Origin of the sequence: Curtobacterium sp. VKM Ac-2884 (assembly GCF_015350945.1) — a bacterium.
Lineage (GTDB): Bacteria > Actinomycetota > Actinomycetes > Actinomycetales > Microbacteriaceae > Curtobacterium.
Window position 1 is genome coordinate 582,021 of sequence record NZ_JADKSA010000002.1, and the last position, 18,406, is coordinate 600,426.

Annotated in this window: 20 protein-coding genes and 1 riboswitch; of the genes, 7 read left to right on the top strand and 13 right to left on the bottom strand. The window is 71.8% G+C overall.

Features of this window, described 5'->3' with window-relative positions; genetic code table 11:
• Positions 1-26: 26 nt before the first annotated feature.
• Positions 27-2,483 (top strand): GH92 family glycosyl hydrolase, encoded by a 2,457-nt coding sequence (locus tag ITJ60_RS07260; protein WP_323749123.1) that lies wholly within the window; start codon positions 27-29, stop codon positions 2,481-2,483.
• A gap of 42 nt (positions 2,484-2,525) precedes the next feature.
• Here ITJ60_RS07260 and ITJ60_RS07265 read toward each other — a convergent pair whose 3' ends face one another.
• Positions 2,526-2,846: a hypothetical protein gene (locus ITJ60_RS07265; RefSeq protein WP_194647427.1), complete on the bottom strand. Its 321-nt coding sequence runs from the start codon at positions 2,844-2,846 to the stop codon at positions 2,526-2,528.
• Between the two features lie 143 nt (positions 2,847-2,989).
• Between ITJ60_RS07265 and ITJ60_RS07270 the strand changes: the two genes are divergently transcribed.
• Positions 2,990-3,292 (top strand): hypothetical protein, encoded by a 303-nt coding sequence (locus ITJ60_RS07270; protein WP_194647428.1) that lies wholly within the window; start codon positions 2,990-2,992, stop codon positions 3,290-3,292.
• Positions 3,293-3,328: 36 nt separating this feature from the next.
• Here ITJ60_RS07270 and nagA read toward each other — a convergent pair whose 3' ends face one another.
• From nagA to clpS, 8 genes are all read right to left on the bottom strand, one after another.
• A complete protein-coding gene (gene nagA, locus ITJ60_RS07275) occupies positions 3,329-4,495 on the bottom strand; it encodes an N-acetylglucosamine-6-phosphate deacetylase (RefSeq protein WP_194647429.1) in 1,167 nt (388 codons plus the stop codon).
• Complete coding sequence (locus ITJ60_RS07280; RefSeq protein ID WP_194647430.1) at positions 4,492-4,899, bottom strand: YrdB family protein; 408 nt, start codon at positions 4,897-4,899, stop codon at positions 4,492-4,494. The genes nagA and ITJ60_RS07280 overlap by 4 nt, the downstream gene beginning before the upstream one ends.
• 8 nt (positions 4,900-4,907) lie before the next feature.
• Positions 4,908-5,813 (bottom strand): formyltetrahydrofolate deformylase, encoded by a 906-nt coding sequence (gene purU, locus ITJ60_RS07285; protein ID WP_228509973.1) that lies wholly within the window; start codon positions 5,811-5,813, stop codon positions 4,908-4,910.
• Positions 5,814-5,852: 39 nt separating this feature from the next.
• The gene (locus ITJ60_RS07290) at positions 5,853-7,193 is read right to left on the bottom strand and encodes an MFS transporter (RefSeq protein WP_323749124.1); all 1,341 of its coding nucleotides are present in this window, start codon (positions 7,191-7,193) and stop codon (positions 5,853-5,855) included.
• A 100-nt stretch (positions 7,194-7,293) separates the two neighbouring features.
• On the bottom strand, positions 7,294-7,719 hold the full coding sequence (locus ITJ60_RS18805; protein WP_123340932.1) for a MarR family winged helix-turn-helix transcriptional regulator: 426 nt from the start codon (positions 7,717-7,719) through the stop codon (positions 7,294-7,296).
• A gap of 76 nt (positions 7,720-7,795) precedes the next feature.
• Positions 7,796-8,722, bottom strand: a complete 927-nt coding sequence (locus ITJ60_RS19285; protein ID WP_194647432.1) for a GNAT family N-acetyltransferase — start codon at positions 8,720-8,722, stop codon at positions 7,796-7,798.
• On the bottom strand, positions 8,719-9,195 hold the full coding sequence (locus ITJ60_RS07305; protein ID WP_194647433.1) for a DUF2017 family protein: 477 nt from the start codon (positions 9,193-9,195) through the stop codon (positions 8,719-8,721). Before ITJ60_RS07305 ends, ITJ60_RS19285 begins: the two co-directional genes overlap by 4 nt.
• Positions 9,192-9,497: an ATP-dependent Clp protease adapter ClpS gene (gene clpS, locus ITJ60_RS07310; RefSeq protein WP_194647434.1), complete on the bottom strand. Its 306-nt coding sequence runs from the start codon at positions 9,495-9,497 to the stop codon at positions 9,192-9,194. The genes ITJ60_RS07305 and clpS overlap by 4 nt, the downstream gene beginning before the upstream one ends.
• Before the next feature lie 37 nt (positions 9,498-9,534).
• Positions 9,535-9,620, top strand: a riboswitch (ZMP/ZTP riboswitch).
• Positions 9,621-9,674: 54 nt separating this feature from the next.
• Between clpS and glyA the strand changes: the two genes are divergently transcribed.
• The 3 genes from glyA to ITJ60_RS07325 all read left to right on the top strand — a co-directional run bounded on the left by glyA (position 9,675) and on the right by ITJ60_RS07325 (position 12,585).
• Entirely contained in the window at positions 9,675-10,979 is a 1,305-nt protein-coding gene (glyA, locus tag ITJ60_RS07315; RefSeq protein ID WP_416371905.1) for a serine hydroxymethyltransferase, read from the top strand.
• A complete protein-coding gene (locus tag ITJ60_RS07320) occupies positions 10,976-11,908 on the top strand; it encodes a bifunctional 5,10-methylenetetrahydrofolate dehydrogenase/5,10-methenyltetrahydrofolate cyclohydrolase (protein WP_307860903.1) in 933 nt (310 codons plus the stop codon). The genes glyA and ITJ60_RS07320 overlap by 4 nt, the downstream gene beginning before the upstream one ends.
• Before the next feature lie 173 nt (positions 11,909-12,081).
• Positions 12,082-12,585 (top strand): hypothetical protein, encoded by a 504-nt coding sequence (locus tag ITJ60_RS07325; RefSeq protein ID WP_194647435.1) that lies wholly within the window; start codon positions 12,082-12,084, stop codon positions 12,583-12,585.
• A gap of 145 nt (positions 12,586-12,730) precedes the next feature.
• Here ITJ60_RS07325 and galK read toward each other — a convergent pair whose 3' ends face one another.
• Entirely contained in the window at positions 12,731-13,867 is a 1,137-nt protein-coding gene (galK, locus tag ITJ60_RS07330) for a galactokinase (protein ID WP_194647436.1), read from the bottom strand.
• Positions 13,864-14,961: a galactose-1-phosphate uridylyltransferase gene (gene galT, locus ITJ60_RS07335; protein ID WP_194647437.1), complete on the bottom strand. Its 1,098-nt coding sequence runs from the start codon at positions 14,959-14,961 to the stop codon at positions 13,864-13,866. Before galT ends, galK begins: the two co-directional genes overlap by 4 nt.
• A 64-nt stretch (positions 14,962-15,025) precedes the next feature.
• Between galT and ITJ60_RS07340 the strand changes: the two genes are divergently transcribed.
• Together ITJ60_RS07340 and ITJ60_RS07345 are read left to right on the top strand one after the other, a co-directional pair.
• Positions 15,026-15,871 (top strand): DeoR/GlpR family DNA-binding transcription regulator, encoded by an 846-nt coding sequence (locus tag ITJ60_RS07340; protein ID WP_194647438.1) that lies wholly within the window; start codon positions 15,026-15,028, stop codon positions 15,869-15,871.
• Positions 15,868-16,800 carry an aldose 1-epimerase family protein gene (locus tag ITJ60_RS07345; RefSeq protein WP_194647439.1) on the top strand — a complete coding sequence of 311 codons (933 nt, stop codon included), beginning with the start codon at positions 15,868-15,870 and terminating at the stop codon, positions 16,798-16,800. Before ITJ60_RS07340 ends, ITJ60_RS07345 begins: the two co-directional genes overlap by 4 nt.
• Positions 16,801-16,988: 188 nt before the next feature.
• Here the strand turns inward: ITJ60_RS07345 and ITJ60_RS07350 are convergent, their stop codons facing one another.
• On the bottom strand, positions 16,989-17,309 hold the full coding sequence (locus tag ITJ60_RS07350) for a hypothetical protein (protein WP_111085292.1): 321 nt from the start codon (positions 17,307-17,309) through the stop codon (positions 16,989-16,991).
• A 170-nt stretch (positions 17,310-17,479) separates the two neighbouring features.
• Positions 17,480-18,229, bottom strand: coding sequence for an SGNH/GDSL hydrolase family protein (locus ITJ60_RS07355; RefSeq protein WP_194647440.1), 750 nt, complete (start codon positions 18,227-18,229; stop codon positions 17,480-17,482).
• Positions 18,230-18,406: the final 177 nt, after the last annotated feature.

An 18,406-nucleotide genomic window follows, 5' to 3' on the forward strand; every position in this document is an offset into this window, starting at 1 on the left:
CGTCCGAGGGGTCTAGCGTCGCCGACGTGAACCGTTCTCGCGTGCACCGTCGCCCGCTCGTCCGCCTGCTCCCGCTCGCCGCGGTGGCCACGATCGCCGCGCTGCTGGGGACGGGGGTCGTCGCCGCGCCGGCCGTCGCCTCGCCGTCAGGGCAGGCAGCGCAGGCGGGGAGGACCGTCTCCGACCCGGCTCGGTACGTCGACCCGTTCATCGGCACGAGCGGCGACGGCAACACCTGGCCCGGCGCGACCGCACCGTTCGGCATGCTCCAGTGGAGTCCCACCGGCACCGCGGGTGACCAGACCTCGACGCCGGTCGCGAACGGCTACTCGTACGACGTGAACCGGCTGCGCGGCTTCAGCCTGACGCACCTGAACGGAGCCGGCTGCGCGCCGGGGGCCGCCGGTGACGTGCCGATCATGCCGGTCACGACCCCGATCACGACCTCGCCGTCGGCCGACAGCACCGACGCGGTCTACGCCGCCGGCTACTCGCACGACGACGAATCCGCGAGCCCCGGGCGCTACGGCGTCGCGCTCGACAACGGCGTCCGCACCGACCTCGCCGTCACCACCCGGGCCGGCATCGGCGAGTTCGCGTTCCCGGCCGGCGGGGCCGCGAACCTGCTCTTCCGGACCTCGAACTCGATCAACGGCAGCGAGGCCGCGACCACCCGCGTCGACGCCCGCACCCGCACGGTGAGCGGCAGCGTCCTGACCGGCGGCTTCTGCAGCCGCCGCGCGAACGGCGGCGGTGCCACCAACCCGGACCGCCGCAGCTACTACCGGCTGTTCTTCACGGCCACCTTCGACAAGGCGTTCACGAGCACCGGCACCTGGCAGGACGGCACGGTCCGACCGGGAGGCACGTCCTCCTCCGGTGGGGAGGGCTACCTGACCGGCGCCGACCGCGCCGGACGCGGCTCCGGCGCGTGGGTCGGGTTCGACGCGCGTCGCGGTGCGACGGTGCACGCGAAGATCGGCATCTCGTACGTGAGTGCCGCAGGAGCGATCGCGAACCGCGACGGCGAGGTGACGCAGCGCTCGACCGTCGCCAGCGTGGCGGCCGGCACACGGGCCTCCTGGAACCGCGAACTGTCGCGTCTGCGCGTCGGAGGCGGCACCGCTGACCGCACCACCCAGCTGTACACGTCCGTGTACCACGCGCTCATGCAACCGAACACGCTGAACGACCGCGACGGCCGCTACCTGGGGCCGGACCAGCGGGTGCACCACATGGACCGGGGGCACCGCGCCGTCTACGGCACGTACTCCGGGTGGGACCAGTACCGGGCGCAGATCCAACTGCTCGCACTGCTGCGGCCGGACGTCGCCGGGGACATGGCGCAGTCGATGCTGCGGTTCGCCCAGCAGAACGGCGGGGTGTGGGACCGCTGGCTCCACCTCGGGGCGCCGACGCACGTGATGACGGGTGACCCCTCGGCCGCGACCCTCGCCACCTGGTACGCGATGGGGGTCCGGAACTTCGACGTGCGAGCCGTCTACGCCTCGCTGAAGCAGCAGGCGACCGTCGAGAACGACGACGCCGAGAGCGACATCGGGTGCCCGGGCCAGTGCCTGGCCCAACGCCCGGCGCTCGACGAGTACCTGCAGCGCCAGTACGCCGCGAACGACGACTGCTCGTGCTGGGGCGGCGCTGCCGAGACGCTCGAGGACTCGATCTCCGACAGTGCGCTCGGGTACTGGGCGGCTTCCCTGGGGCTGCGCTCGGACGCCCGGATGTTCGCGGAGCGCGGGACCTACTGGAAGAACACCTTCAACGCGGCCGTCGGCTACCAGGCCGCTCGTCAGGCCGACGGTTCGTGGACGCCGGACTGGTCGCCCTCGACCGGCACCGGGTTCGCGCAGGGGACCAGTGCGCAGTACACCTGGCTCGTGCCGCAGGACGTACGGGGGCTGTCGACGGCCCTGGGTGGCGACGATGCTGCTTCCGCTCGGTTGGACGCGTTCTTCCACGACAGCACCGGCGCGTTCGCGGTGACCGGCGGCGACGCCACGAAGTTCGACCCGACCAACGAGCCGGACATCCACACGCCGTGGATGTACAACGCGCTCGGCAAACCGTGGAAGACGCAGGAGACCGTGCGCCGGGTCGTCGACGACGCCTACACGACCGGCCCGAGCGGGCTGCCGGGCAACGACGACCTGGGCACGATGAGTGCCTGGTACGTGTTCGCGTCGATCGGGTTGTTCCCGCAGACACCGGGGCGTGCGGAGATGCTCATCGGCAGCCCGACGTTCAGCACCGTCGACATCCGGCGGTCGAGCGGGGAGCGGATCGTCGTCCGGTCCTCCGGCACCGCGCCGTACGTGCACGGTGCTCGGTTGGACGGGCGCACCCTCGAGAAGTCGTGGGTCCCGGCGTCCTTCGTCACCCGCGGCGGCACCCTGTCGCTCCGGGTCGGCGACACGGCGGACACGACGTGGGCGAGCGGCGCTCGGGGGCGCCCGATCGACCACTGAGTCGGGTCGGACACGTCGGGGTCTCGCCCTCTGGTGGTGCGGTCAGCGGCTGGGTCTGCGCCGCGCAGTGCCGAGCGGCCGTGCGGTCTCCGTGCGCCGACGCTTCCGTCGAGCGCGGCGGAGGTCGAACGGCAGTCCGACGGCCACGAGGGCGAGTCCGACCGCTCCGACCGTGATCCCGCTCCGCACCTGTCGCTCCAGGGCGGCACGAGCATCATCTCCTGCGAGCGCGACCGTCCAGTGGCGATCCGGATCGTAGAGCACCTCGATGCGGCGCCCACGCTCGTAGACATCGGGATCGCGCGTGGAGTACCGGCGCAACGAAGCCGTGAACACGTCGCCGTCGACGGTCTGCTCGGTCACCGGCCAGTACTCGTCCCAGGAGCCGCCCCGGTATCCGCTGTGGTGCTCGTGCCTGACCTCGACGACGACCGCTTGCGCCGTTCGGCCACGCTGCTGGAGGTCGGTGTTCTGCCCTACGATCGACCCGACTGAGGGGGACCACCATGACCGAACTCGCCGACTGGGAGACCGAGGGCGCCAAAGCCCGACCGACGACCCCGGACGATCGCACCCGGCCACCAGCACCGGCCGCCCTGCGCGCCACGACCTGGATCGGGGGGCTGTTGCTCATCGCTGCGGTGTTCGTGTTCGTGGGTGCGTCGTCCCTCGGCGTGCGCGAGGATGAGCCCGAGGTGCACTTCCTCACCCGGCTCGTCGTCGTGGTCGTCATCGGGGTCGCCGTCGCCGGGCTCGGTGCGGTCGCCCTGCTGCTCCGGCTCGTCGCGGGAGCACTCGTCCGGCGCTGACCGGTCTGGACGCAGTCGGTCGAGCCGATCAGCGCGTCAGCGCAGCTCGCGTCCGCCGCCCCACACCCGCTGCACCTCGAGCGCCGGGGACAGCGCCACGAGGTCGGCCGCGTACCCCGGCGCGAGCCGTCCGAGACGGTCGCCGAGCCCCAGGGCCGCGGCCGGCACGCTCGACAGGGCCGCGACGGCCTCGGGCAGCGTCCGTCCGGCGAGCGACACCGCGTTCCGCAACGCCACGTCCTGCGTCAACGTCGACCCCGCGATGGTGTCGGTCCCGGCGACGTGCGCGACGCCGTCGGTCACGGTGACGTCGAGCGATCCCAGCCGGTACGAGCCGTCGGCTGCACCCGCAGCGCCCATGGCGTCGGTGATGAGCGCCACCCGGCCAGGGGCGGCGCGGAACAGGGTGTCCGCGACGACCGGGTGCACGTGCACGGCGTCGAGGATGAGCTCGAGCGTGACCCGGTCGTCGGCCACGGCGGCACCGATCGGCCCCGGTGCACGGTGGTGCAGCCCCGGCATCGCGTTGAACGCGTGGGTCAGCAGCGTCGCACCGGCGTCGAACGCGGCTCGAGCCTGGTCGTACGTGCCGACGGTGTGGCCGACGGCGACGGTGACTCCGGCGGCGACGAACCGGCGGACGGCGTCGAGTGCGCCCGGCAGCTCCGGTGCGATGGTGACCTGGCGGATGACGCCCTCGCCGGCTTCGAGCAGGGCCTCGACCGCTGCGGGTGACGGGTCGATGAGGAACGACTCGTTGTGGGCGCCCTTGTTGTGCGGGGACAGGAACGGCCCCTCCAGGTGCACGCCGAGCACGAGCGGGTCGGCCGCCATCACGGAACGGATCCGCGCGAGCGAGTCCGCGAGCGCGGGGACCGGGTTCGCGACGAGGGACAGGACCGACCGGGTCGTGCCGTGGGCACGGTGCGCGGCCAGCGACTCGGCGAAGGAGTCGTCCTCGTACGACTCGGTCGCACCGCCGTGCCCGTGCAGGTCGGTGAACCCAGGCGTCAGGACCGCGTCGCCCAGGTCGACGACCTGGTCCGCCGCGGGGGCTTCGAGGCCGGAGCCGACCGCGTGCACCACGTCACCGGCGAGCAGGACCCAGCCGTCCGCCGTGGACCCGGCCGCGTCGACGACGCGGGATGCGCGCACCAGGGTGCGCTGGGCCTCCCGGCCGGCCTGGAGGCCCGTGGCAGTCATGCGGTCTCCCTGCGGAACGCGATCACGCCGCTCAGTGCGGCGATCACGATGAAGACGAAGCCCACGACCGGGTGGCCGATGGAGACCCAGGTCGCGCCCGCGGCGATGACCAACGCGACTTCGACGATCGTCTTGCCGACGATGTCGGTCTCGATCGGCGACGCCGGCGAGCGGAAGAAGTACCAGACGACGGCGGCGAACAACGGGGCGCCGACCATGAACAGGTAACCGGGCAGGGGGAGCTGCCACGACCAGTAGCCCCAGAACGCCAGGGAGAGCAGACCGAACGTGCAGACCAGGACGCGGAGCACACGCCAGGCGTCGAACGGCCGTCGCCGCTCGCCGGCGGGCGCCGGGCCGGGGACTGCTTCCCAGTCGACGGGGGACTGCGGGGCGTTCGTCATGGTGCTGCCTACTTGAAGATGATGGTGCGGGCGCCGTCGAGCAGGACCCGGTCCTCGGCGATCCAGCGCACTGCCTGGGTGAGGGTGCGGGACTCCTCGTCCTGGCCGATGGAGACCAGCTCGGCGGGGTCCTTCGTGTGGTCGACACGGACGACGTTCTGCTCGATGATCGGGCCCTCGTCGAGGTCGCTCGTGACGAAGTGCGCCGTCGCGCCGATGAGCTTCACGCCGCGGGCGTGCGCCTGGCGGTAGGGGTTCGCGCCCTTGAAGCCGGGCAGGAACGAGTGGTGGATGTTGACCGCACGGCCCTCGAGTGCCGCGCAGAGCTCCGGCGACAGGATCTGCATGTAGCGGGCGAGGACGACGAGTTCGATGTCGTGCTCCTCGACCGCCTCGAGGACACGGCGTTCCATGGCCGCCTTGCTGTCCGCGTCGCTGACCGGACGGTGCTCGAACGGCACCGAGTAGAACGACGCGAGCTCGGACAGGTCCGGGTGGTTGGACAGCACGAGGGGGACCTCGATCGGCAGCTGCCCACCGCGCTGGCGGTAGAGCAGGTCGTTGAGGCAGTGCCCGGCCTTCGACACGAGGACGAGGGTGCGCAGCGGGCGACCGACGACGTCGAGCTGGACGCGGGCGTCGTACCGGGCGGCGACGGGGGCGAGGGCTGCCTCGAAGGTCGCACGGTCCACCGGAGCCATGACCTGCAGGCGCATGAAGAACGTGTTCGTGTCGACGCTCGAGAACTGCTGCGACTCGGTGATGTTGCCGTTGGCGGCGACGACCGCTCCGGAGACGGCGTGCACGATCCCGGGCTGGTCGTCGCAGACGAGCGTCAGGGTCCAGTGCGTGGGGGTCGGGTCGGTCACCGGATCAGGGTACCGGGCGCGGCGAGCGCGGTGCTTCGTGCGCAGAAATGGTCGAGTGCCGCCACCCGACCCGACCATTCCTGCTCACGAAGCGGGCGCGGCGGCGGCGACCGCGCGGAGGCGTCGGTCGGCCAGGGTCAGGATCGTCAGGAGCACCGCGACGCCGAGGATCACCCACGCCAGCACGTGCAGGTCCGGTGTGGTCGGGGCCTGGCCGAACACGCCACCGATGAGCGACGAGGCCCCGATCGCCCCGATGTACACCGCCGTGCGGGACAGCCCGGCCGCGGTGCCGATGTACGCCGCGGGGACGAGCCGGTACAGCGCCGCCTGGTTCGACACCGACGCCAGGGCCTGCGGGACGCCGAACAGTGCCGGCGCCAGGGCGAGCAGCACGACCGGCGACCCGGTGTGCAGCAAGAGCAGGAGCGCCCCGCCGACGATCGGCACCACGGCCGCGACGATCAGGGGTCCGCGCACGGCGGTCTTCCGGGCGACGACGAACGACGCGATCCCGGCCACGATCGCGGCCGGCAGCTGGATGTACCCGGCGACGTCGCTCGAGTACCCGGCGACGTCCTGCACCCACTGCGAGAACCCGTAGGTCATCGTGTACGCGAGCAGGTAGGTCAGGAACAGCCGTACGTAGGTGCGGGACAGCGCCCCGTTCCGCGCGAGCATCCGGACGTCCACGAACGGCCGGACCGCGCGCAGCTCCCACAGCACGAGGGCGACGAGCAGCACGATCGCCACCGCGAGCAGCCACCACAGGCCGGCGGACAGGTCGAGCAGGAACACGAGCAGCGCCGAGACGGTGCCCGTCATGAGCAGCATGCCGACCGGGTCGAGCGCCTGCAGGACGGGCAGGGCCTCGTCGTCACGCGGACGGAGACGGTCGGACGGCAGCCACATCGACGCCACGACGATGCCGAACGCCGCCAGGGGCACGTTCACCAGGAAGATCGCGTGCCAGCCGAACGCGGCGATCAGCGCGCCGCCGAGCGGAGGCCCGGCCGCCGCCGACACGAGCGAGGTGATGGACAGCGCTCCGAGCACGAGCGGCGGGGTCGGCTTCCCGATCCGTGCCGAGTGCTGTCGGAGGGTGGTGAGGGCCGCCGGGTACGCCGACGAGGTGCCGATGCCGATGAGGACACGGGCGAACACCGCGCCGCCGAAGCCGGTCAGGAACTCGGGCACGACCCCGGCGACACCGACGATCACGAGCCCGGTCAGGAACACCTTCTTCGGGCCGAAGCGGTCGGCGAGCTTGCCCATCGTCGGCTGCGCGATCGCACTCGCCAGGTACAGGGCGGCGACGAGCCAGATCGCCTGCGCCGCACCGATCCCCAGGTCGCGGGAGATCGGCGTGAGCGCGACGGACACCATCGTGGTGTTGATCGGGTTGAGCAGTGGCCCGACGAGCACCGGGATGAGGAGCTTCGGGCCGAAGCCACTGCTGGTGCTGCGCGGGGCGACGACGGGGGTGGGACTGGTCGAGGTGGACGTGGGAGTGCTTCTTCCGGGTTCAGCGTTCGGTGAGCGGGGCGAGGATCGCGATCGCTCGGGCGACGGTGTCGCGGTCGGCGTCGGGCAGCGCGGCGAGCCGGTCGGTCAGGACGCGGGTGCGGGTGGTCCAGGCGTCCTCGCGGGCACGGGCGCCCTGGTCGGTCGCGCGGACGAGCGCACGGCGGCCGTCGGCGGGGTCAGGACGTCGTTCGACGAGGCCGAGGTCCTCGAGCGCCTGGACGGTCGCGCCCATCGACTGCGGACGGACGCCCTCGGCGCGGGCGAGCTCGGCGACCGTGCTCTCGCCGTACCGCAGCAGGCGGCCGAGCGCGGCGGTCTGGGACGCCGTGACCTCGTCGGCCTTGCCGGTCAGCAGCGTTCGACGGATCCGGCCGTACAGCGTCAGCAGGTCACCGGCGAGCGCGGTCGGATCGGGTGATTCCATACCGGAACGGTACTACTTCGACAGCACAACTTGCAAGGCTGCCTTGCGAGTTCGAGGATCGCCGCTCCGGGTCGGCTCAGCGCTCGAACACGATGCGGCGCCTCGTCACCACGAAGCCGGCCCGTTCGAACGCCCGGCGCATCGGGGTGTTCGCCGCGTCCGTCGTGCCGACCACCTTCGACGCCCCGGCTTCTCCGTGCACGCGCAGCCCCTCGGCGAGCAGCTCGTCGACCACGCCACGCCCTCGGTGCTGCGGGAGCACGCCGATGAAGCTGATCGCCGCGTCGTACGCCGTCCGCGTCGCCAGGACGAACCCGACCACCAGGCCGTCGGGGTCGAGCGCGACCCGCCAGCCGTCACGCGACCCCGGCAGCGAGCGGTAGAACTCGAGGTCGTCGGCGGCGGCGCCCCGCGGGCCGAGTTCGTCCACCGACGCCACGGTGTGGGCGTCGAGGCTCCCCACCGCGACGCGGGCGAACAGGTCCACGAACTCCTCGTCGTCACCCGACCGGAAGCGCAGCGAGGACGGCATCGGCACTCCGCGGTCCGGTGTCCACGCCACACTCACCCGCTCCGTCGACCGTCCGAGCCCCGCCGACCGAGCGGCCGCCGTGCGCCACGACACCGCGGCGACGGCGTCGGGGTCGTCGTGCCAGTCCACCGCGACGTCGACGATCCACTCCGGTCGCGCCCCGAACGCAGCGGCCCCCGCCGTGATCAGCCCGGCGGCGATCGCCACCCGCTCGTCCTCGGGCGCGTCCGGAGCCACCAGCAGGTCGTCGAGCGTCGACGGCACCTCGGCGTCCGCGCCACCCCACCAGAGCGCCCGTGCCACCGGACGGCCGTCGCGCTCGGCCAGCCACGACCACCCCGGGCGGTAGTTGTGCGTGCCGGACTCGGCGCGGTACCGGTCCGGACCGATCCACGCGACCGGTTCCGACGTCGAGAACGCGAGCAGGGCCTCCCGGTCGTCCTCGGTGGTCGCGCGGAAGGTGACCGTCACCGCGGGTCGGTCATCGTCGTGATCAGGTGCTCCTGCACGTAGCCGAGCCAGTCGTAGACGTCGCGCAGGCCGACGCCCGCGTCGGCCTCGACGGAACGCTCCTCGTCGTCGGCGTCGACGATCCCGAGGCGGTCGGCGATCGTCAGCCGCAGGTCGGTCAGGGTGCGGAGCCAGGCCTGCTCGTCCTCGGGGTCGAGGGCACCGTCGCGGGTCCCCGTCAGCCACTCGTGCACGGTCGTCGCGTTCGTGGTCTTCTGCGCCAGCAGGTCCGACTGCGTGTACTTCCGGAACTCCGCGCTGGCGTCGTCGTCGTCCGGGTAGGCATTCGGGAACATCCGATCGGCCACCGGGTCCGCCGTCAGGTCGCCGTCGAGCACCTGGCGCAGCTGCTCGGTCAGGGACGTGAGGAGCCCGCGCTCGCCGGAGGACATGCCGAGGTGGACGCCGTCGGCCCGGCGGACGAAGGGGATCACGCTCCGGGGGCCTTGTCGACGGTCGCCTGCAGGCCGTAGCCGTGCATCGACTGGACGTGGGCCTCCATGGCCTCGCGCGGACCCGTCGCCACGATGGCCCGACCCTCGGTGTCCACCTGGTGCATGAGCCGCTCCGCCTGCGCACGACCGAAGCCGAAGTGCCGCTGGAAGACGTAGGTGACGTACGACATCAGGTTCACCGGGTCGTCCCACACGACGGTGACCCACGGGGTGTCCGCGCGCGCACTGGTGCGTTCGTCCGGGGTGGTCCGTTCGTCCACGTCGGGCGAGGTCAGCGTCATGCATCCAGGGTGACACAGGGCGGGCGGCTCGGTACGATCGTCACGTCGCGACTGGCGTTGGATGGGTCACCATCGGGGAGCGACACCTGACACGGTGCGCGGCCGTACGCCTGGGCTGCACCGACCGATCGTCCGTGCGCGACCCTCCCGGTCGTCGCCAACCCACGTAGGAGAACCGTGTCCATCACCGATCTGCCCGCCGTCGACGGCTCCGTCGACACCGACCGCGCAGCCTTCAACGCCCCGCTCACCGAGGTCGACCCCGAGATCGCCGCCGTCCTGCAGCAGGAGCTCGGCCGTCAGCGCGACACCCTCGAGATGATCGCGTCGGAGAACTTCGTGCCGCGTGCGGTGCTCGAGTCCCAGGGCTCCGTCCTCACCAACAAGTACGCCGAGGGCTACCCGGGCAAGCGCTACTACGGCGGCTGCGAGTACGTCGACGTCGCCGAGCAGCTCGCCATCGACCGTGCCAAGGCGCTCTTCGGTGCCGAGTACGCCAACGTCCAGCCGCACTCGGGCGCCACGGCCAACGCCGCTGTCCTGCACGCCATCGCCTCGGCCGGTGACACCATCCTCGGCCTCGAGCTCGCGCACGGCGGTCACCTGACCCACGGCATGAAGCTCAACTTCTCCGGCCGCATCTACAACGCCGTGGCGTACGGCGTCGACCCCGAGACGTTCGAGGTCGACTACGACGACATCCGCGCCAAGGCCATCGAGCACCAGCCGAAGGTCCTCATCGCCGGCTGGTCCGCGTACCCGCGCCAGCTCGACTTCGCGAAGTTCCGTGAGATCGCGGACGAGGTCGGCGCGAAGCTCTGGGTCGACATGGCGCACTTCGCCGGCCTGGTCGCCGCCGGTCTGCACCCGTCCCCGGTCCCGCACGCCCACGTCGTCTCGTCGACCGTGCACAAGACCCTCGGCGGCCCCCGCTCGGGCATCATCCTGTCCAACGACGAGACCCTGTTCAAGAAGCTGAACTCCGCGGTCTTCCCGGGCCAGCAGGGCGGCCCGCTCATGCACGTGATCGCCGCCAAGGCCACCGCGTTCCTGCTCGCCGGCACCCCCGAGTTCAAGGCCCGCCAGGAGCGCACCATCCGCGGGGCCCGCTTGCTCGCGGATCGGCTCACGCAGCCGGACGCCCGCGCGGCCGGCGTCGACGTCCTGACCGGTGGCACGGACGTGCACCTGGTGCTCGTCGACCTGCGCACCTCCGAGGTCGACGGCAAGCAGGCCGAAGACCTGCTGCACGAGGTCGGCATCACCGTGAACCGGAACTCCGTGCCGTTCGACCCGCGTCCGCCGATGGTCACCTCGGGTGTCCGCATCGGCACGTCGGCGCTCGCCACGCGTGGCTTCGGCGACGCCGAGTTCACCGAGGTCGCGGACATCATCGCGCTGACCCTCATGCCGAACCCGGACATCGCAGCGCTCTCGGCCCGGGTGAAGACCCTGACCGACGCGTTCCCCCTCTACGCGTGAGCGACGCCCTGAGCCCCCTGCCCGTCGAGCGATGGGCGGGGGAGGGCACTGCCGTCCGCATCGACGGCACCGCCCTCGCCGCCCGGACCCTCGACGAACTGCGGATCCGCATCGACCGGTTGCACGAGCACGGCATCCGTCCGGGCCTCGGCACGATCCTCGTCGGCGAGAACCCGGGCTCGCTGTCCTACGTCGCGGGCAAGCACCGCGACTCGGCGCAGATCGGGCTCGACTCGCACCGCATCGACCTGCCCGCGACGGCGTCCGCCGCGGACATCCGCGCCGCGATCCTGCAGATGAACGACGACCCCCGGGTCACCGCGTTCATCGTGCAGCTCCCGCTGCCGGAGGGCATCGACCCGACGCCGATGCTCGAGCTGATGGACCCGTCGAAGGACGCCGACGGCCTGCACCCGACGAACCTCGGTGAGCTCGTGCTCGCCGTGCCCGGTGGTGCCGGCACGATCGACGCCCCGCTGCCGTGCACCCCGCGGGGCATCGTCGCGATGCTCGAGGCGTACGACATCCCGATCCGGGGCGCGCACGTCACGATCATCGGGCAGGGCCTCACCGTCGGGCGTCCGCTCGGCCTGTTGCTCACCCGCCTCGAGGCGACGGCGACGCTCACACACTCCCTGACGGCGGACGTCGCCGCGGAGTGCCGTCGCGCCGACATCGTCATCGCGGCCGCCGGGGTCGCCGGGCTCGTCAAGCCGGACTGGGTGCAGCCCGGTGCGGCCGTGATCGACGTGGGCATCACCCGCGTGGTGAACGAGGAGACGGGGAAGGCCAAGCTGCACGGTGACGTCGACCCCGCCGTCGCGTCCGTCGCGGGCTTCATGTCGCCGGTGCCCGGCGGCGTCGGCCCGATGACCCGCGCGATGCTCATGAAGAACGTGGTCGAGGCGGCGGAGCGCCACCTGAAGTAGGCGCGCGCGGCGGGCCGTGTGGCGCGCGTTCGCATCGTGAGCAGAAATGGTCGGGTCCCGTCATGGGGCTCGACCATTTCTGCTCACCAGATGCGGCCGGGAGGCGCGGCTCGCCCCCGCCCCGCGCGTTCGGGGGACGGGTGCGGAGCCGCCCCCAGTGCTACGGTCACCGCATGGGGGAGAACGTCCAGACCGCGCCCGTGATGGCGGCCACCGGCAGGAAGCTGCGTCCGCGTGCGTGGGGACTCGCACTCGTCGGGATCGTCGCACTGGTGCTGTCCCCGAACCTGGTGCTCTGGAGCACGTCGTCAGGGTACGGCGGGGTCGACGCAGACGACAACTGGATCGACAACGGCGGCAAGGTCCTCGAGACCGCGCCGGTCACGGTGCAGGTCGAAGGGCACGTCGCGCCGGCCGCACTCGCACTGCTGCTGTTCGTGGTCGTCGTCGGGATCGTCCTGCCGCCGACGCTCGCGCGCTCCGGGCACCGCACCCTCGGCGACATCGTCCGGTACTCGGCGTACCTGGCCGTGCCGGTGTGCATCGTCGTCGGCGTGCTGGTCTACACGGTGTGGCAGAGCCAGTTCGTGATGGACCAGGTGCAGCACGAGGTGCTGCACCCGCACGGCTTCCCGTGGGGCGGCGTCACCGTCACCACGGGGCACATGACGCGCTGACCCCCGAGTCTCGGCCGCGCTGCCCCGAGTCTCGGCCGCGCTGCCCCCGAGTCTCGCGGTGAGTGACCGTTCTCGGGGGCGGCACCGCGAGAACCGTCGCCCAGCCCGAGTCTCACCGGTACTCGCCCGAGACTCGGTGAGGGGCTCAGTCGCGGCGGGCGCCCTGCGCGGCGTGCACCGTGAAGACGTTCGGCTCGCGGTACCCGGCGGCTGCGAAGGCGGCGGTGACGGCCTCGGTGATCGCACCACGGGCCTCCCGGTCGACCAACGCGATCGCCGCACCGCCGAACCCGCCACCGGTCATCCGCGCACCGACCGCACCGTGCTCGACCGCGGTCGCGACGGCCAGGTCGAGTTCCGGCACGGAGATCTCGAAGTCGTCGCGCATCGACTCGTGCGACGCGACGAGCAGCGAACCGATCGCTCGCGGGCCCTGTTCGCGCAGCGTCCGGACGGTGTCGAGGACGCGCTGGTCCTCGGTCACGACGTGGCGCACGCGGCGGAACGTCTCGTCGTCGAGCAGCTCCTGCGCACGGGGCAGGTCGTCGACGCTCAGGTCACGCAGGGCCTCGACACCGAGCACCTGCGCACCCTTCTCGCACGAGGCCCGACGAGCCGCGTACCCGCCGGTGGCGTGTGCGTGCTCGACCCGGGTGTCGATGACCAGGACCTCGAGCCCGTTGGCCTCGAGCGCCAGGTCGACCACGGCGGTGTCGAGCGTGCGGCAGTCCAGGAACACGACGGCGTCCTGCTCGCCGAGCAGGGAGGCGGACTGGTCCATGATCCCCGTGGGGGCACCAACGGCGTGGTTCTCGGAGTACTGGCCGACGCGCGCCAGGGTCTTGCGGTCGAGGCCGAGCTCCCACAGGTCGTTGAAGGCGAGTGCGACGCCGCACTCGATCGCTGCGCTGGAGGACAGGCCCGCGCCGACGGGGACGTCGGACTCGATGAAGACGTCGAACCCGGTCGTGTCGGACAGGTCCGCGCCGGCCTGCTCGCGGAGCGCCCAGGCGATGCCGAAGACGTACGCCGACCAGCCGGTCATGTTCGACGGGTCGAGGTCGTCGAGCGACAGCTCGAGCACGGTGCCGGCGTCGAACGCGGACGAGACGCGCAGCAGACGGTCCGGCCGCGGAGCGATCGACGCGCTGGTGCGCCGGTCGATCGCGAACGGCAGGACGTACCCGTCGTTGTAGTCGGTGTGCTCACCGATCAGGTTGACCCGGCCGGGGGCGGAGTACCGCACCGCCGGCTCGTACCCGTAGACCTGCTGGAACGTCATGCTCGCTCGATTCCCTGTCGGATGAACTCGGCTGCCTTCTCGGGCACGAGGTCCCCGATCCAGGCGCCCATGGCGGCTTCGCTGCCGGCCAGGAACTTCAACTTGTCCGCCGCCCGACGCGGCGACGTGATCTGCAGCATGAGCCGCACGGTGTCCCGCCCGACGTGCACCGGCGCCTGGTGCCAGGCGGCGATGTACGGGGTCGGGTCGTCGTAGAGCTTGTCGATGCCCCGCGTCAGGCGCAGGTGCATGTGGGCCAGTTCGTCCTTCTCGGCCTCGGTCAGACCGGCGAAGTCGGGGACGTGGCGGTGCGGCAGCATGTGGATCTCGATGGGCCAGCGTGCGGCGAACGGCACGAACGCCGTGAAGTGCTCGCCCTGCAGCACGACCCGGTCCGAGGCGCGCTCGTTCGCCAGGTGCTGCTCGAACAGGTCGGGCCCGAAGCGCTCGATGGAGTCGAGCAGGCGCTGCGTGCGGGGCGTGATGTACGGGTACGAGTAGATCTGCCCGTGCGGGTGGTGCAGCGTGACACCGATCGCTTCGCCGCGGTTCTCGAACGGGAACACCTGCTGGATGCCGGGCATGGCGGAGAGCGCGGCGGTGCGGTCCGCCCAGGCCTCGACCACGGTGCGGGCACGCGACTCGGAGATCGACGCGAAGGACCCCTCGGTCGCGGGCGAGAAGCACACGACCTCGCACCGGCCGACACTGCGCAGCTGCCGGTTCAGGCCGACGTCGGTCAGCGCGTCGAGCGAACCGGGTGCGTCATCGGCTTCGAGCGCCGGACCGAACGACGGTGACCGGTTCTCGAACACGGCGACGTCGTAGGTGCTCGGGATCTCGGACGGGTTCTGCGGTGTCTGCGGCGCGAGCGGGTCCTGGTCGGCCGGCGGCAGGAACGCACGGTTCTGCCGGCTCGCGGCGATGGAGACCCACTCGCCGGTCAGGACGTCCTGGCGCATCCGCGCGGTCTCGGGCCGAGGATCGAGCGCACGCTCGTCGATGGCACGCTCAGCGGGCAGCGTGCTGTCCGCATCGTCGAAGTAGAACAGGTCGCGGCCGTCCGCGAGCTTCGTCACGCGCTTGGTGATCACCGGAACAGCCTAGCGCCGATCCGAAGCGTTGCGAAAGTCTTCGGAAGCAAGCGAAACTAGAGCCGTGACCGACGACGACCTCTCCTTCCTGGCCGGATCGCTGCCCGCGCCGCTGCGGCAGGACCGCATCGTCTCCATCGTCGAGGGCGCACCCGGCATGGTCCGGACCGCCGCGCTGGCCGCGTCGCTCGGCACGAGTGAGGTGACGGTCCGGCAGGACCTCGCGGTCCTCGACCAGGAGGCCCGGATCCGCCGGGTGCACGGCGGCGCGGTCCGCCTCGGGGCCGGGTCCACCGAGCGCCCCTTCGAGGAGACCGCCGTCGAGCACCAGGTGGCCAAGGCCGCCATCGGCCGTGCGGCCGCAGCGCTCGTGCGTTCCGGCGAGTGCGTCGTGCTCGACGTCGGCACCACCCCGGCAGCGGTCGCCGAGGCGCTCGTCGCCCGCACGGAGCTGTCCGACGTCACCGTCGTCACGAACTCGCTGACGACCGCACTGGCCCTCGAGCGCGCCGTGCCGCGGTTCACCGTGATCGTCACCGGCGGCACCCTCCGACCGCTCCAGCACTCGCTCGTCGCACCGTTCAACAACACCCTGTTGCCGGTGATCGCCGCCGACATCGTGTTCCTCGGTGGCACCGGTGTGGACGTCGCGCACGGCCTGACCAACGTCAACCTGCCCGAGACCGAGGCGAAGCGGGTGCTCGCGGCCACGGCTCGGCGTACGGTCGTGGTCGCGGACGGGTCGAAGTTCGGCCGGGCCCACATCGGGGTCGTCCGCGCGCTCGAGGACATCGACGTCGTCGTCACCGCCGAGGCCGAGGCGGACGCGGTCGCCACGATCCGGGCGGCCGGCGTCGAGGTCGTCGTCGCGGACGGCGAGGACACACCCGGAAGGAACCACACCCCATGACCGCAGCACCCACCGGTGGCCAGTACCGCCTGCACCACGCTGGACCGGACGGCGTCGTCGAGGCCGTCGTGACCGAGGTCGCTGCCGGCATCCGAGAACTCCGCGTCGCCGGCTTCGACCTGACCGAGCCGTTCCCCGTCACCGAGCAGCCGCCCGGCGCCAACGGGATCGTGCTCGTGCCGTGGCCGAACCGCGTCGCCGGCGGGGTCTGGGAGCTCGACGGCAAGCGGCAGCAGCTGGACGTCTCGGAGCCGAAGTACGGCAACGCCTCGCACGGTCTGCTCCGCTTCGCGCCGTACCGCGTGGTGTCGCAGACCGAGACGGGCATCGTGCAGGAAGCCACGATCCACCCGCAGCACGGCTGGCCGTTCACCCTCGAGACCCGCGTGCACCACGAGCTCGTCGACGACGGCATCCGGGTGACGCACGAGATCACGAACCGTTCCGGAGCCCGCGCGCCCTTCGCCGTGGGGGCGCACCCGTACCTGCGCGCCGGTGACACCCCCGCAGAGGACCTCGTCGTCACCCTCGACGCCGCCACCGCCTTCACCGTCGACGAGCAGAAGGTGCCGAACGGTTCCGTGTCGGTGGAGGGCACTTCGTTCGACCTGCGACAGGGACAGCGTGCCGGTGCCGCCGATCTCGACACCGCGTACTCGGACATCACCACGGACGCCGACGGTGTCCGCCACACGACCCTGCACGGCCCCGAGGGTGACGGCGTGCAGCTCTGGCAGGACGCGTCGTTCCCGTACGTGCAGGTGTTCACCTCTCGGGAGTACCCGCGTGGCGACGCCAAGGGCCTGGCCGTGGCGGTCGAGCCGATGACCGCTCCGGCCAACGCCCTGAACTCCGGCGAGGGCCTGCGGTGGCTCGAGCCCGACGAGACCTGGACGGGCACCTGGGGCATCCGCCGCGTCTGGTCCTGACCGCCCCGCCGCAACCCGTCTCGCGAAAGCGACTCCGTCCCGCCGAAGGTTCGCGGCACAGTGTCGCTCTGGCGGAGTTGTCGCGGGTGGGGCCGGCGATCTGTCGCTTCGGCGGGGGAGTCACCGCTCCACTGGAAGCACGAACGCCGCCCCGGTGTGGGGCGGCGTTCGTGGCGGGCAGCTGCGGGTCAGCCGCGGCGCATGCGGAGCGCCTCGACCGCAAGGGACTCGCTGGCGTAGCGCCCGACCTCGTGCGCCCAGGCCGGGTCGTCCCCGCGCAGGGCGATGAAGTCCTTGCGCTGTCGGCACACGTAGCCGAGCACCGCGGTGGCCGTCGCGACCTCGATGAAGTCCTTGCGGATGTGCCGGGTCGTGACCTGCGCGTTGCGACGGAGCGTGTCGAGCAGGAGCTCGTTGCTCATCGTCGTGTTGGTCGCGGCGGCGAGCTCGACGATGCGGCGCGCGTCCCCGGTGCTGCTGGTCTGCGTGGCTTCGATGGGCTCGATCACGGTGTACCCCGTTCGTTCGTGGTGGTGCGGTGCTGCAGGATCCGGTGGTCGGATCCGGGAACGACACTATCGGCGGCAGCCCACCAGTCGGCTGTGCGCAGGCTGATGTGTGCAGGGGATCTGCCATGAGCCAGCTGGGGACGACTTGTACCCCGAACGCGAACCCGAGGTCAGGCGCAGCGTTCGTCGTCGGGCGCAGCGAGCGCGTCGAGGGAGTCCGAGACCCGTCCGGCCATGTACTGGTAGCCGGCGTCGTTGAGGTGCCCGCCGTCGATCGCCGCGTAGCCCGGGCTGTTCGCCGCGGTGAACCACTGTCCGGCGAGCGGGTCGATGAACGGCACACCCGCAGCAGCCGCTCCCGCGGAGACCGAGGCGGCGACCCCGACGTTCGCCTTCGCCCGCGGCATCGGCGCTGACGGCCCGAGCGCCACGACGACGGCGTCCGGCCAGGTCTGTTCCGCCGCGCGGAGGGTCTGCTCGACGCGGGCCTGCAGCGTCGACGAGTCGACGAGCCAGTCGTTCTGGCTGCCCTGCACGATGACGAGCTGCGGAGCATCGGTCGTGGCGTGCCGTTCGAGGCGGGGGCCGAACGTGTAGTGCGAGGACCCGGTGCGCCCGGTGTCGACGTAGCCCGTTCCCGGGTAGCCGTCGATGGTGGCGTCCCAGTTGCGGTCGGCTGCGAGGTCCTGCGCCCATCCGTGGACGCCGCTGGTGGAGCCGCGGCCGGTGGTGTACGAGTCGCCGACGATCAGGACGTGCGAGCCGGGGACGATCGCGTCCGCGACCTCGGCGGAGGAGACGCTCGACGACGTCGAGATGGGCTGGCAGGCACTCGACACGGTCGGCAGGATGACGAGCAGCCCGCTGACGCCGAGAGCCATGGCTCCGAGCGCGATGCCGGGGAGGAGTCGTCGTGCCACCCGCCACATTCTAGACAACGTGACTGGAACGGCAGCTGAGGTGGGCCCCGTGGGGCTCGAACCCACGACCCTCGGATGAAAAGCCGGCGTTCAGGAGAGTGTGGGCCCCGTGGGGCTCGAACCCACGACCCTCGGATGAAAAGCCGGCGTTCAGGAGAGTGTGGGCCCCGTGGGGCT

Coding starts and splice junctions, on each gene's coding strand:
- ITJ60_RS07270 (WP_194647428.1), top strand. CDS start 2,990: ATGACCGAACTCGCCGACTGGGAGACCGAGGGCGCCAAAGCCCGACCG.
- nagA (WP_194647429.1), bottom strand. CDS start 4,495: ATGACTGCCACGGGCCTCCAGGCCGGCCGGGAGGCCCAGCGCACCCTG.
- ITJ60_RS07280 (WP_194647430.1), bottom strand. CDS start 4,899: ATGACGAACGCCCCGCAGTCCCCCGTCGACTGGGAAGCAGTCCCCGGC.
- ITJ60_RS18805 (WP_123340932.1), bottom strand. CDS start 7,719: ATGGAATCACCCGATCCGACCGCGCTCGCCGGTGACCTGCTGACGCTG.
- clpS (WP_194647434.1), bottom strand. CDS start 9,497: ATGACGCTGACCTCGCCCGACGTGGACGAACGGACCACCCCGGACGAA.
- ITJ60_RS07325 (WP_194647435.1), top strand. CDS start 12,082: ATGGGGGAGAACGTCCAGACCGCGCCCGTGATGGCGGCCACCGGCAGG.
- galK (WP_194647436.1), bottom strand. CDS start 13,867: ATGACGTTCCAGCAGGTCTACGGGTACGAGCCGGCGGTGCGGTACTCC.
- ITJ60_RS07345 (WP_194647439.1), top strand. CDS start 15,868: ATGACCGCAGCACCCACCGGTGGCCAGTACCGCCTGCACCACGCTGGA.